Genomic DNA, 14,042 nt, shown 5'->3' with positions numbered 1-14,042 from the left:
CTTGCGGATTGCCTCCGCAAGTGGAAGTGGTTGGCGGTCTGTCCGTGCAGTCATGGCAGTTCTCCTGTTGGATTCTTCGATTCTTCGGGTCGGCGTGGCCARCCTACGATACCGACCAGTTGGCGGATGCAAGTGCCGGTTGCAAGCCGAAGCCAGAGCAGCCTCGAAAGAGCTCGGCCGCGCCGCGCAGATACTCCAGCATCCATTCGGTCACCAGCCACCGACGCCCCAGCCTCTCCGCCGCCAGCCCCGTTCGGACCGTGCCGCCAAACGGATCCACTACCAGGTCGCCCGGCTCCGTGAGGAAGCGCACGAAGAAATCCGGGATGTCCGTCGGTTGCATCGCGCCATGGATTGGAAGGTCGAGTTCTTTCGCACGCTTCCTATATAGCTGGGTATCCGCGCAGGCGTGGCCACGCTCGATGACGTTGCGCGGCAATTTCCCCGCTGTATCGCCGGCAAAGGCGCCTGGCCGCAGCCGATAGGCGCCATCGCCATAGATGGCGGTTCGCGCCTCGCCGCCAGCGGCGATCAGCTTCCTATGCCGTTCGGTATGTGCCTGTAGCACGCGGCGGTTGTCTGAGCGTACCCGGGCGGGATCATTCGTGAGCCAATAGACCAACTCGTGCGCGCTGCTTAGCTGGACGCGGTTGACGCAAGCCCACCAGGTTGGGCCAGGCGGCTTGCTGTAGTTGACCCACGGAATGCGGTCCATGAGAGAGAGGCCGAGCCGATCATGCAGCGCCAGCAGCAACCGCTCGGCATAGAGGGATCGCGCTGGACTTCTTGCCAGGTGGACGTCGTTCCCGATGTTGATCACGATGCTGCCGCCCGGTACTAGCTCGCGGACGATAGGCTCCAGCGCCTCGCAGAGAAAGTCGACATACTGCGCTTCGTTCGGGTTGCCGTAGGCTCGCGCCTGGCGGAGCGGGTAGGGCGGCGACGTAACGCAGAGCGAGATCGGCTCTCCCAGGCGCGGAAAAACGTCCCGTGAGCGGGCCCAGACCGCTACACCGAGATCCGTGCTGAAGGCGACTAGCCGAACACCGGCGCTGGCCTTGTGCAGCTTCTGCCGTGCATTCTCGCTCAGTCGCCAAAGGCCGCGTTCGCCTTCAACCCGCTCGATGATGCCCAACTGCCTCATGGTGATCTGGTGCCAGCGGATTTTGCGCGTAGCGGGACTGTGCATCGCGGCGGCGGCGCCTATCGGGACCCGGCGCTCAATGTCCAATCGGAGTTCCGGGCGCTGTGCGAGCTGGCGATAGAGGCTGCGGTTCTCGAGAGAGCCATCAGCGGAATCCGCATAGGCCTCGGCGATCGCACCGAAGAGATCGAGTTGGCGTGGAGGTGGTGCCATAGCGGGCATCCTTGTGTGAATGGATGCCTATTCTCGAATCCCGAATGACCAGCGCAACCATGCGCCGGTCCAATGTGCGAGGGCTGTGCAATCGCGAGCGACAAAAAAAGAGGGTGTAGGCAATGAAAACCTACACCCATCGGGAACGGCGAGGGGTCAACTCGCAATGCCGATTATGGGCGACGACACGGACTAAATGTTCCCTTCTTGCGGAGGGTTCGAAGGAGGGAAGCCATCGTGCTGCACGCCGTCGAGCAGGCGGCCTGCAGCCTTCTTGCCTGCGCGATGGACCATCGCCCAGCCGTCTGCCGCTGTGGCGCCGTTCGGATAGGCTACGGCGTCGTAGCCGYCTGGCACAACTCGACCGTCGAGAGCTACCGCAGCGGTTTCGAATCTGCCGGCACCAAAGTCTCCGGAGCCGTCTGCCCATTCACCGTTTTGCTTGTACAGGAACGGCACGTCCGCCGCCGCGCACTGGTCGCGCAGGCTCCGCGCCCAGGCCGGATGCCTCGGCCGTGCATGAGGGCCGCTCTCGCCACCGGCAATTACCCAGTCGATACCGCGATCACGCGCATCGCAGTAGAAGGGAATTGGCGACGGTGCATCATGCGGCAGCCTGATCGGCCCCAACAGCGGCTCAACGGATAGGAAGCGCACCCGGGCCGGCACGGCAAGCAGCTTCGGGACGTCGCGGTCGGCTTCGTCCTGGTTGCAGATGGTGGCGCCGAGCCAGACGCTGTCCGGCATACTCGGCGTCTCGAGCCTGTCCATCCAGAAAAGGTGCTGCGCGACCTCGAGCATCATGGCAGGCACGTTGCCGATGCGCTTCGTCAGCAGCAGCCAGTCCAGGTTGGGCGTTCTTTCGATCAGGTCGAACAGGTCCGCGCGCCAGGCCGGATCAACCTGGTTGTCGAACACGTCGGCCAGGCTGGCGCAGAAGACACGGCGGCGTGCGGGAGTCAGTACCTCGGTCGTGTGGCAGGCTGAGTTTGGGCAATGGCGGTGCGGATAGTCGTGGCCGAACTCGCACGCCTTGGAGTCCTTTTCCTCGCCGCGCCAGCCGCAGGCCGCGCACTCGAAGAATTTCTCTCTGTTCCAGCGTTCCGCCAGCTTCCAGTTGGCGGCCGACGTGCGGTGCCGATTTTCCTTGGCGCCCCACGTCACGCCCAGCACGCGCGCCGGCGTGGACACCTCGGCATAGCAGTGGTCGCACGCCGGGGACACCTTGGTGCAGCCGATCCACGGGTTGAACGTGGCGTCGGTCCATTCGATCTTGCTGTTCTCGCTCATGCAGCATCTCCCGTTGGCAGGAAGGTGCGCAGTGCCGCCGCCTTAGCGAGCATCTCGTCGTGGGCGGCCTTCGGTTCGTGGTCATCTCCCCAGTTGCCATCCGTGGCATTCCCTCTCGCGACGTTGGCAGCCTCCGCCTCGATCAGCTCAGCAGCCTCACGAATAGCCTTGTTCTTGGCCTCTTCGGAAAGGGCCGGGGCGATGGCGGCCAATTGTTGGCGAAGACGTTCTGCCTCTTTTTCGGCTTCTTCCCGCCTTCGTGCCTGCTCTGGGGTGAGGTACGGTGTGATGTCGTGAACCCTCCGCACAGCATCGAGCACTTTTCCGGCATCGACAGGCGAGATTCGGTAGCCGGCGTCGAATAGTGCGCCACCGATGGCTAGTACATAGGGGTTGGCCTCCGGAGCCTGAGAATCCGGCAAGGGCGGCCGCTCCGGGTACACCGAAGCCGCTCCAGGGCCGAAGGCTTGCCCCATAGTCCCTTCCAGTACTTCGGGCCGCGAGCAAGCCGGCTTACGCTCCAAGGCAGAACCCAGGCGCGCAACCATCGTGCGTAGCAGGGCACGGAAGGGGCCCGGCTGCTTCGCGTTTTCAGTCATGTTGGTCATGGCAAGTCTCTGTTCTCGATCGACCGAGCGAGGTGGTCCGCGCCGCCAGGCTCAGCAACACGTTTCGCCAACACCTCATCCAGGGTGCGTCCGCAGAACTCGCACGTGCCCTTGCCCCAGGCGCCGCCGGTCCAACAGTGACGGGAAGCTACGCGCAGGCCGGTCTTTGGGCTGCGTCCACTCAGGGCGCCGCACGACCTCAGATGCGGGCGGCTCAATTTCTCTTTCCTTTGGCGATCACGGCATCGACCCAGGCGGCTGGCGTTTCGTGCTTGCCGACGACCATATCCATGTCCGGCTGGATCCCTATCAAAGAGACCACCACGCTCGGCACGCTGTCGCCCTGGTCGCAGTCCTCCGTCACAACGTGCAGGCGCGGCTCAATCGAGCGCCACCGCTCCGCATCGCGATTCTCGTTGCTGTGCTGCCCTGGACTCGCTGCTAAGCACTCCAGCGTATCGTCCAGGGAGAGCTTGTCATGCAGGGCCTTCCACAAGGTCTCCAGCAGTGCTCGGTTCGTCCGGCCGTGCTTGTCCTGGTACTCGTCGAGCAAACGCGCCGCCTGCCGCGTGCGCACATCCTTGCGGTCGAACTCGGTGGTGATGTTGAGGAGCCAGCGCAAGGAGTTGAGGCCGCCGAACACGCTCTTTGCTAGGAGAACCTGTCCATCGATCACCGCTGCCGTGCTGGGCTGCTCTGAGGCTAGAAGGGCGCGTGCCTGGGTAAGGGACTCTGCGGAGACTTCCTCCTCTAGCAACTCTCGCCAGGCCGTTGGGAGTGCGCCCAATGAGTCGGCCCGGTTGAACAGCATCATGGCGAAATTGCCGACGTCCACGGGATCCCCTTTGGGAATGTGGCCAATCAGCGCCGCCGCTAGAAACGACGCCGGGCATCGTTCAGGATCATCCCAGCCTCGACGCCCCTTCACGCGGCTGGCAGCCATCTTCGCCTTCATGGCGGCGGCGAAGCGGTTCACTGCGGCATCGTCCGGATGCCCTTCAATGCAGGGCTGTTCTGCGGTCACGAGCTCCCGGGAATCGGGGTCGAAGTTCGATGGCGGCAGGCCGTAGCCGACAAACGCCAGCAGATGCCGGGCCGCGCCGACGATCAGGTTCTCGTCGGCGCCCTCCTCGCCGGACAAGTGCTGATCGCTGATGGTCAAGATCGTGCGACCGTCCTGCTCGACGCGCACGGACCAGTTCTCGCCCATGGCACGCGAGTCATTGGCCACCGCCTCGGCGCTCGAGTGCGGGCCGGCGAAGCGGCGTTTCATGTCGAACAGAGCGGCAGAAGGGTTTTGATTGTAGTACTCAACAGCGGCCCGTTCGTCATGGACGGTCCCGACGTGCTGAGGCAAGGGCGAGGACATCGGCTTCGCGGCCCGCTTGGCACGGATCTGCTCGACCTTCGTCCAGATGCGCGCGAGTTCTGTCTCGCCGGCCTCGTGCATGTCCAGACCCTGCGCCAGGCAAAGCGCGGCCAGCGTCACCATAACGCCGCCGACTTCCTGGGCTCTTTCGCCAACTGGGCGCCCATAGACGTAGTCCACAAGCTGATGCGCCTCGCTCTGCGTGGCCCCGCACGCTTGCACGAGTTCCAAGGCCTCTTCGAGGAAGCGGTAGTTGCGTTCCTGGCTATTCGCAGCGATCTCGGCGCCAAAGCACGCCAGCATCCAGGGTTGAACGCGCGCCTGGAATGCTGACTGCTCCGGCGGCTGGGGGGCGTGGGGCTGGGCTCGAATGGCGCGGGTGAGATCTGCGCGCACGTACTCGACGTCGGCGTCGTGTTGCCGGCCAGCGCACCAAGTGACCTCATGCAGATCACCGAATGAGGTGTTATCGGCGATGTCGCCCACAACCAACACGATGTGCTCCGGGGCGTTCACCACCACCGCCTGCGCGCCCTCGCGGTGTGTTACTGGCTGCGGCATGACACGCAGAGCTCTGCGCATGCGCTCCACGGCGTTCTCAGGTGTCACCGCACCGTACTGGAGTTCGGTTTGGATACCCAGGATTGCGCCGAGCAACTCCTTTGCATCTTGCCCTTCAGCGAATTGGACTCCTGCCTGGAAATTCTCGGTAGGCTTGCAGTCTTCGATCATCTTAGATGGCTCCTTTGACGATTACGGCGGAAAAGATAGCTGCGTACGTCGCTGCATTCGGTCTTGCCATGGTGGCGACGACGTCATTCCCATTTGTCAGGATGAAGTGGGTCTTTCGCTCGGCTAGCTTCCATCCTGGCGGGAGCGCTCCTTCGTGCTTGTCCTCGCTGGGCTGCTCTGCCGCCGAAGGAAGGCTAGTGCGGTGCGCAAGCTGCCAGCCGATCGGCAGCTCGGGCAGGCCGGCGTGGCGCTCGGTTGCGGGGCGGCCTCCCGAGCGGCGTTGAGCGTGTCGCACACCCATTGCACTATCTCGGTTTTCACTGTATGCAGTCAATAAACGACGTCACTCACAGTTGCCTCAGGCATAGCCCAAGGTAACAGCGCGGCATAGTCATCGGCCGTGGTGGCCAGAGGCAACTTGGTGAACAGCCAGACGAGGTAGCGATACGGGTCAATGCCGTTGGCTTTGCATGTCTCAACGAGGGAATAAAGATTGGCACTGGCATGCGCGCCTGCGACGGTGGAGGCGAATAGCCAGCCGCGGCGCCCGACGACAAATGGGCGAATCGCGTTCTCGCAAGGGTTGTTACATATCGGCCAAGAGCCGTTTTTTATGTAACGGATCAGCTTCGGCCACTGCCCGTTGAGGTAGTGCAAAGCCTTGCCAAGCAAGCCACCTGGCACGACGGTATCACGATGCTCGGTGAGCAGCTTTTCGATGAGATCGAGAACCCGAGCGCTGTAGCGCGCGCGTAAGCGCAAGCGTCGTTCAGCCGTCCATTGCGCGCTGCGCGCCTCGGCGGCATAGAGCTTGGCAATCAGCCTGACGAAGCGCGTAGGTAGCTGATCTGGCGAGCGTGCCGCTTTGGGAATGGCGTCCTCGGCCTTGATGAAGTATCGCCTGGCATGAGCCTTATGCCGAGCTCGGCATAATGCAGAGGATTTTTTGTTTAGCGGTCGCGGCCTCAGATGCATGAGTCGAGCCGGCGAGATCGGTCCGCGAGCGGTAAATAAAAAATCGTTTGTGCTAAACCGCTCCGCAGGCGCTGGCGTCTATGGGCATTGAATGAACGGCGCGGTGATTTGCGGTACCCGGCGCGTGGCCATCGCACGCCGGAAGCGGGCGGTCTGACAGAGCCGGTCGCGCGAAGACAGTGAGAATGCGAGGGTCAGCGGGCAGATAGTGCGGAGTTTCGCGACATTGTGATGGTGCGAAGACGGCAAAGCACGAGTTGGTTCGCGTTGGCCGCATGGGGAAGACCAACGTGCTGGGGGCTGGTGCTGATGCCGGTCAATGTCCATGACTGGGATCAGGTGGAGCCCGCGGCAGGATGCCAGGCACACCGCCTTCGATGCGGACCATGTGGCCCTTGCCGCAGACGGGGCAATCGCGCAGTGACCTGCCGGTGAGCCGCTGGTAACGGTCACGGTAGTCTTCCCCGATGGCGGGTGACGCAGCAGCGGGCGGCTCGACACCGAGCAGCCGTCGGCAGGTGGCGAGGCGCGCCGCCCGGTGGCAGTTGGCGAGCCACCCGTAGCTGCGGATGCGCTTGAAGCCGACGGRCAGCACGTGCAACAGGAAGCGGCGGATGAACTCGTCGGCCGTGAGCGTCATGGTCCTGTGGCGGGCTTCGTGACGGTAGTCCTTCCACCGGAAGAGCACCGAATCGCCATCAAAGCGCAGCAACCGGTTATTCGAGATGGCGACGCGATGCGTGTAGCGGCCCAGGTAATCGAGCACCTGTGCGGCGCCGCCAAACGGTGGCTTCGCGTAGACGACCCACTCCGCGTGAGCGGCGGGCGCGAGCCAGGCGGCGAACGCTCGCGGATCGCGCAACGGCTCGAGCTGGCCATGAAAACGCAGCGCGCCGGCGTCGAACGCGCGACGCAGTTGGTCGAGAAAGAGCCGCCGGAAGAGCCGCGAGAGGACTCGCACGGGCAGGAAGAAGCCGGGTCGGCAGGCGATCCAGCGCTCGCCGTCCGGGGCGATGCCGCCGCCGGGTATCACGCAGTGCACGTGCGGATGGTGCAGCAGATTCTGCCCCCACGTGTGCAGGACCGAGAGGAAGCCGATCTCCGCGCCCAGGTGCTTCGGGTCGGCGGCGATCGTGCGCAGCGTTTCGGCGCTGGTGCGAAACAGGATGTCATAGAGCACCCTCTTGTTCTGGTAGGCGAGCGCCGCGACGGGCTCGGGCAGCGTGAAGACGACATGAAAATACTCGACCTCGGGGAGCAGTTCGGCGCGCCGGCGTTCGAGCCATTGCGCGCGGGCGAGCGACTGGCACTTCGGACAGCAGCGATGGCGGCACGAGTCGTAGGCAATGCGCTGATGACCACATGTATCGCACTGCTCAACATGTCCGCCGAGCGCGGCGGTGCGACACAGCTCGATGGCGCTCATCGTGCGCCGCTGGGCACGACTGAGGGCGTCGGCATGGGTCTGCCGGTACTTTGGGCCGCAGCGGCGGAAGATGTCCGCCACCTCGAGCGCCGGTCGCATCGCCGGCTTCAGAAGTATGCGGGCGGTGTGGGCTCAGGCGGGATGGGTGCGGGATGCGGCAGCAGGTCAAAGGGACTCGGGGTCGCGCACACGGTGCTGGTAGCCACTTTCAAGTAGCGCGCCGTCGTCGAAAGGCTGCGATGGCCCATCAGCAGCTGGATCCGGCGCACGTCGGTGCCGGCCTCCAGTAAATGCGTGGCGAAGGCGTGCCGCAGTGAATGCGGTGTGATGGGTTTCTTGATGCCGCTGCGCTTACGTGCAAGCTGGCATGCCTGGCCCACGGCATCGCGGCTGATCGGTTGCCCGRAAACAGCCACTCCCGCGGGTGAGCGTCCTGCCAGTACAGTCTCAGGATCTCGAGCAGCCGCGGCGACAGCATGACGTAGCGATCTTTCCTGTTTTTGCCCTGGTTCACACGGATGACCATGCGCTTGCTGTCGATATCGGTGACCTTCAGATGCACGACTTCTGACACCCGCAGTCCGGCGGCGTACGCGGTCATCAGGATGGTGCGCTGCTTGAGACTGGCGATCGACTCGAAGAAGGTCGTGATCTCCTCCAGGCTGAGGATGACTGGCAGTCGGACCGGCTTCCTCGGCAAGGGAAAGTCCTCGTCGCTCCAGTCGCGTTTGAGCGTCACGCGGTAGAGAAAGCGCAGTGCGCCGATCGTTGCGCCGAGACTGGCGGGTGCCAGCTTGCGCTCTTCACGGAGATAGACGAGCCAGGCTCGGATCTCCTCTGGACCCAGCAGTTCGGGCGAACGGCGAAAGTGCCGGGCGAAACTGGATACCTGAATCAGATAGGACTTCTGGGTATTCTCTGCAAGGTTGCGGATCTGCATGTCATGCAGCATGCGTTGGCGCAGTGGCGTCATGGCGAGCCTCCTGGAAGCAGTGGGTGGAATGCCCAACCGGGCATTCACATACTGCTCCTGGCGACACCGCTCACCACCTCGCTGGGGTTCAGCGCCAGACAACCCTCTTCATGAAACGTCAGCCATAGACCTGTGCCCACCTCCCACTACCGCGTCAGCGGTTTAGTACTAGGCGCATTATCCCGAGTGCGGTTTTATCTTGAATGAAGTCGCTTAGCGGGCGTTCATGCGGTCGATCGATGATCCGAGCTTCAGATAAATTTGGATTGCTCACAGGGACTTCAAGAACGCCAGCATATCGCCCTTTGGCTTCCATGTCTTCGCGTTCGCCGGTTCAATGCCAGACTTCGTCCAGAATGCGAGCATCGCCTCGCGCTTCATCTGCAGGTTGGTCGTGATGTAGCGGCCGGTCGTGGCGACGCTGGCGTGGCCGAGATAGTCACGGATTACCGTCACGTCGGTTCCTGATTGCAGAAGCGCAACGGCGCAACTGTGACGCATGACGTGTGGCGTGATGTGCTTGCGTCGCAGCACTGGGTTGTCGCGAGCCGCCGCCGCTACGTGTTTGCTGAGAACGTAGGCGACACCATCGCGGGTCATAGGTTGGCTGTTTCGATTGAGGAATACGCACTGCTCATCGGTAGCGCCTGACATACCGCGCAGTCGGTGCAGCGCGTTGGCCGTCTCCGTCCAAAGCGGCAACAGGCGCTCCTTCTTACCCTTGCCGTGCAAACGAACCTGTCGTGGTGAGGTCAATTGCAGATCGTCCCATCGAAGTTCGGCAGCCTCGCTGACCCGAGCACCAGTGTTGTAAAGAAAGAGCAGAAGCGTGTAGTCACGCCAACCGTCGACGGTGCGCCGGTTGGGCATGCTGATGATCAGGCGGACATCCTCGGCCTCAAGGTAGGTCGCTGGCCGCTGACGAGCCTTCTTTGCCGGGATCGCTAGTACTCGCACGTACTGCTGCGAGTGCGCCAAGTCGTTGCGCAGGAGATGCTTGAAGAACCCACGGATCGCTGCTCGCCGGCAATTGCGTGTTGCTGCAGAATTCGATCGCTGCGTCTCGATATGATTCAGGAAGCGCGTCACGGCATCAGCGTCGATGTCGCCGAGCTGCAAGGAAGCAACCGCTCGGCGGCGCTGGTCAGCAACGAATTTGAAAAACAGCGTCAGTGCATCACGGTAGGCTCGAATGGTGTGGACGCTGGCACCTCGCTGCGTTGGCAGGTACTCTGTGAAGTACGACTGCACATGTGCGAACAGCCCATCCTGTGACCGGCTCATGGCAATCTGCGCTTGCGGCGCGAGAGCTGTTCGAAGCGCTGGCTCGCGAGTTGCAACAGCTCAGGCGTGGCCTTGAGATACACCTCCGTGCCGAGGACGTTCTGGTGGCCAAGGTAGGCCGACAACCACGGCAGCTTCGCGTGCACGTCAACACCCTCAACGGCCCAAGCGGTCAGCCGATGTACGGCGAAGGCATGTCTCAACTCGTAAGGCCTGGCACCCGATCGCCCGCGTGGCGGCTTCAAACCGAGCGCACGCAGCAGATATCGCAACGCATCCGAGGCCGCACGCACAGTGAGCGCTGATCCGTCGCGACGGATGAAGAGTGTCAATGGATCGTCGGCCCGGCTTGCCGACAGGACTTCCTTGCGCTGGCGCAGGTAGAAGCGTAGTTCGGCGACTAAATCGTCGCGGATTGCCAGGATGCGCGAGCGCCCCTTGCACTGTCAGAACGGCCATGCGTAGATCGACGTCGGCCAGATGCAGCCTGGTAGCTTCGCCCAGCCGCATCCCGGTGCAGTACAGTACGAGCGTGAGCGCGCGCAACATCGCACCCCACATGTTGCGACCTTCGTGCCGCGTGGCAGCGTCCAGCAAGGCAAGCACCTCTTCGCGACTGAAGATGTAAGGCACGAACACCGATTCCTTGACCGGCGCCACCGCGTGATCGGGGGCGAAGCCATATGGATCGCTGCGGCGGCGGAACAGGCACAACTGGCGCACGACACCGAATTCGTTACCCACCGTGATGGCCTTGCGGCCTTCGATCCGCGTCACCCACTGTGTCACCACTTGGTCTAATGCCACCGGGCGGTCGCCGTGCCGGTCACGGACGAAGCGCACGAAGCCGTTGAGCACGAACTCGGCACGGCGGTAGCCCATGCCCATGGCCCGCTTGAACGCCAGGAACTGCATTGCGTCGCGAGCCAGGGCGGTGGCGGTAGTCTTCGTGCTCATCGCGGCACCGGAAGAGAGACCTCACGCAGCGACTGTGTGGCGATACGCACATAGGCAGACTCACGAATTTGACGCCGGTCTTCGGTCGCGACATCTGCAGCGTGCTGGCATCCCAGTCAATGTCCTGCAGTTGCAAGCCGATCACTTCGCCAGCGCCCAAACCATAGGTACTCATCATCAACAGCAGCGCATGGTCGCGCAGTCCGCGTGCCGTGCTTGTGTCCACAGCGCGCAGCAGTCGCCGAACGTCCTCCCACGGTAACGCGCGTTGGGGGCGTTCGAACCTGGGCTGTACCGGCGAGATTACCCCATCGGCCAAGTTGGTGCGAATGCGCCCGCTGGCCAGCAGGAACCGGGAAAAGGATCTAATCGTGCTGGCGATGCCGGCTGTCGTCGAACGTGCATAGCGACTGGCGCATTCGATTAGGAATGCGTCGATGTCGGGCAAGCTCAGACGACGCCAGGATTTGCCAGATCGACGCAGGTGCTCCAAGAGCTTGCCGACATCGTCGAGCTTCTTGCGAATCGTGATCTCAGGGTTGCCACGATGTTGCCCAAGGTAGTCAGCGTAGCCACGCAGAACCGCCGTAGCAGGTCGTCGACGGCGTTCGATGGATTGCCACGGCGACACCGGCAAGCCCATGACTTCGTAAACGCGCCGCAGCGAACGCAGAGACGAACTCGCGAGACCGAGATGCACGGGGTTGATCTTGCGAAAGCGCGTGTACCAAGCCCGGAAGCGTTTCACGCCGGCGCGCGATAGCTCGGCGCCTTCCTCCAGCCCACGGGCACGGCAATAGCGTCGAAACCGACCGATCCACTGCAGGTACTGCTGCGCGGTACTTGCACGGATACATCGATCGCCATGCCATACGCGCAGAATGTCCTGCACGCTAGGTGTGCTCTCGGAGGGCTGGGGCTTGGGTGACTGCGTGTCCATGCAAGCATATACGCAAGCTCGTCCTAATCGGATTCAAAAGCTCATTGAACGCGCTGGATTTATGTGGGGCTGCGCCACCCTGGCTCCTCGTGTGGACAGAATCTAATGCGTCGCGCACCAGATAAAGCCGCACTCGGGATAATGCGCCCAGCAACCGACTTCGATGATGCGGCCGGTGCGATAGAGGGCATCGTGGCCACTGTAGGCGTCGGCCTGCAGGTACCCCCGATAGTCGCGCAGGAAGGTGAGCGGATGGGTGGCGGCACGGGATTCGGCGAACTCGAACATGACCGCCGGCGGGTGATCGACCCACAGCCCATTCTCCTGCCGCTGACCGGCTCCGAGGTAGCCCCACAGGTGCGCCTGCTTGGTGGTGGCGCGCCCGCGTTCGAGCAACGGCAGCGTGGTGTCGTCCAGGTGCAGGCGCGGTGCCTGCAGGATGTGGGTGCGCAAGGATGGCAGGAGCGTCTCCAGCAGCTCGGCCGACCCCAACTTCCATTCGCACAGTGTGGCACGCGGCAGATGAATGCCCAGGCGGGCGTAGCCCATCTCCTGCCGGTGGATCGGCAAGTGGTCCACAAAGGTATTGACCTGGATGTTGGCGAGCAGGCCCGCGCTGGCGTTGCTCTTCGGTAACGGCGAGGGCTGCGCGGTGGCGGTCACGATGGTGGACTCATCGTTCTTCATGGCCGCATACTTGAAGCGGATGTGCTCGATGACGGTAAGCTTGGCTGGCTCGTAATGCAGCGTCTCGCTGCGCTCCTCGCCGATGCGCTGCAGTGAATCGAAGGCGGCCTTCTCCGCCGCGGAYAGATCGTATTCGATCCGCGTGCGCGGTAGGTCCTTGGGCAGTGCCGGGCGCCCCTTGCGGGTGTGGCCCGCCACTTTGACCTCTGAGGCGGTTGCCGGTGACGGCAGATCGAGCGGCGCGGCAAAGAGTTCGGCCTGACCCGGCAGACGTTCGGAGCTGGCGCCGAAGTGYGCGCGGTTAAGCTGCGCGATCTGGTGCTTCAATATCTCCAGTTGCTCCCACAGCGCGCGGGCGACCCGGTTCTGCTCCAGCGCGAGGGTACGTACCGCCTCGAGATCGGCTGGCAGGTCGGAGGGTGTCAGTACCGGAAGCATGGCGCCATGATGCGCCAGCGCCGGCAGGTTTACAAGTCACAAGATGCGCGTGGCAGCGACGGTGCAGTGGGGCCGAACCGCAGGGATCTCGATGCCTTCGAGCCAAGCGTTCAATTCGGCCAGCGTGAAGCCACGCTGGGCTAGCGTCGCCGGCGAAGGAAACCGGCCGCGCGAAAGCCGCTTGTACCACAACGCGAAGCCGGTGCGGTCCCAATACAGAATCTTGACCTTCGATCGATCGCGGCCGACGAAGACAAACAGGTGGCCCGACAGGGGATTCTTGGCCAGCAACGGCTCCACCAGATACGACAGGCCGTCGATGGACTTGCGCATGTCGACCGCGTCACGGCAGATGAAAGCCTGCACATCGCCGCTGATCAGCACCGGCCGCCTCCCAACTGTCCCAGCACGAAGCGCACGATGCGTTCGGCATGCACCCCGGCCATCTCGATACGTGCGCCGCCCAGCGTGACGACCACTTGGTCGCATGACTTCAATGGTGCCGGGTCGCTCGCCGGCAGGACATTCGGTAGCGCTGTCGTTGCCGCGGCGATGAATGCCGTATCCGCAGTCACTGCCATAGGCGAAGTCACCGGTGGCTCGTGGTTCAATCGCTTGCGCCACAGACCGAAGGTGCTAACGGCCAATCCGTGCTGTCGGCAGAAGGCTCGAATGCTCCCGCCGCTGTGACCCCATTGTGCGAGCATCTCTCGCCAGAAGGCTTCGTCGTGCCGGTTATACCTTGCCCCTGCTCGTCCGCTCATACCCTCGCGCTGATCGGCCATCACTCCACTCCCGCCTACCGTGAAGCCGTAACCTTCTCATCAGCGCCCACGACTCGCCAGCCGGGTTCCGCTGACGGTTACGGATCTTCAGTGCGATACGCACATATGAAGCTAGCCTAGATCTTGACTTCCGGGAACAAATGAAGGGAAGTCAAGATATGAGGGTTACATTACAGCTGCCGAATGGTTACTTGACCGCCGGAAAGTCCAGAATCGTGTCG

The 14,042-nt window shown here is 63.0% G+C and carries 12 protein-coding genes and 2 pseudogenes; all 14 read right to left on the bottom strand.

Annotation, left to right across the window (positions count from 1 at the left end; translation table 11 throughout):
- Positions 1–103: 103 nt before the first annotated feature.
- Entirely contained in the window at positions 104–1,366 is a 1,263-nt protein-coding gene (locus AC1DKD_RS30110) for a DNA-methyltransferase (RefSeq protein WP_477144065.1), read from the bottom strand.
- A gap of 183 nt (positions 1,367–1,549) precedes the next feature.
- Complete coding sequence (locus tag AC1DKD_RS30105; RefSeq protein ID WP_477144064.1) at positions 1,550–2,647, bottom strand: phage Gp37/Gp68 family protein; 1,098 nt, start codon at positions 2,645–2,647, stop codon at positions 1,550–1,552.
- Complete coding sequence (locus tag AC1DKD_RS30100) at positions 2,644–3,255, bottom strand: hypothetical protein (RefSeq protein ID WP_477103106.1); 612 nt, start codon at positions 3,253–3,255, stop codon at positions 2,644–2,646. Before AC1DKD_RS30100 ends, AC1DKD_RS30105 begins: the two co-directional genes overlap by 4 nt.
- Before the next feature lie 214 nt (positions 3,256–3,469).
- A complete protein-coding gene (locus tag AC1DKD_RS30095) occupies positions 3,470–5,356 on the bottom strand; it encodes a hypothetical protein (protein WP_477103105.1) in 1,887 nt (628 codons plus the stop codon).
- 330 nt (positions 5,357–5,686) lie between these two features.
- Entirely contained in the window at positions 5,687–6,331 is a 645-nt protein-coding gene (locus AC1DKD_RS30090; protein WP_477103104.1) for an IS66 family transposase, read from the bottom strand.
- A 316-nt stretch (positions 6,332–6,647) separates the two neighbouring features.
- Positions 6,648–7,856, bottom strand: coding sequence for an IS91 family transposase (locus tag AC1DKD_RS30085; RefSeq protein ID WP_477144063.1), 1,209 nt, complete (start codon positions 7,854–7,856; stop codon positions 6,648–6,650).
- 8 nt (positions 7,857–7,864) lie between these two features.
- Positions 7,865–8,697 (bottom strand): annotated as a pseudogene (locus AC1DKD_RS30080) (tyrosine-type recombinase/integrase).
- Between the two features lie 303 nt (positions 8,698–9,000).
- Positions 9,001–10,014 carry a site-specific integrase gene (locus AC1DKD_RS30075; protein WP_477103101.1) on the bottom strand — a complete coding sequence of 338 codons (1,014 nt, stop codon included), beginning with the start codon at positions 10,012–10,014 and terminating at the stop codon, positions 9,001–9,003.
- Entirely contained in the window at positions 10,011–10,394 is a 384-nt protein-coding gene (locus AC1DKD_RS30070; protein ID WP_477103189.1) for a site-specific integrase, read from the bottom strand. The genes AC1DKD_RS30075 and AC1DKD_RS30070 overlap by 4 nt, the downstream gene beginning before the upstream one ends.
- A 121-nt stretch (positions 10,395–10,515) precedes the next feature.
- A pseudogene (locus tag AC1DKD_RS30065) lies at positions 10,516–10,575 on the bottom strand (hypothetical protein); the annotation flags it as partial.
- A gap of 265 nt (positions 10,576–10,840) precedes the next feature.
- Positions 10,841–11,863, bottom strand: coding sequence for a tyrosine-type recombinase/integrase (locus AC1DKD_RS30060; protein WP_477103100.1), 1,023 nt, complete (start codon positions 11,861–11,863; stop codon positions 10,841–10,843).
- A 150-nt stretch (positions 11,864–12,013) separates the two neighbouring features.
- Entirely contained in the window at positions 12,014–13,036 is a 1,023-nt protein-coding gene (gene tnpC, locus AC1DKD_RS30055; RefSeq protein ID WP_477103099.1) for an IS66 family transposase, read from the bottom strand.
- A 36-nt stretch (positions 13,037–13,072) separates the two neighbouring features.
- Positions 13,073–13,420 carry an IS66 family insertion sequence element accessory protein TnpB gene (gene tnpB / locus AC1DKD_RS30050; protein ID WP_267601637.1) on the bottom strand — a complete coding sequence of 116 codons (348 nt, stop codon included), beginning with the start codon at positions 13,418–13,420 and terminating at the stop codon, positions 13,073–13,075.
- Positions 13,414–13,743 carry an IS66 family insertion sequence element accessory protein TnpA gene (gene tnpA, locus AC1DKD_RS30045; protein ID WP_477103188.1) on the bottom strand — a complete coding sequence of 110 codons (330 nt, stop codon included), beginning with the start codon at positions 13,741–13,743 and terminating at the stop codon, positions 13,414–13,416. The genes tnpB and tnpA overlap by 7 nt, the downstream gene beginning before the upstream one ends.
- Between the last annotated feature and the right edge of the window lie 299 nt (positions 13,744–14,042).

The sequence above is a fragment of the Cupriavidus sp. 05T313 genome (genome assembly GCF_056396665.1).
The sequence above is the reverse complement of the archived record's forward strand: the minus strand, read 5'-3'. Positions and strand labels throughout refer to the sequence as shown.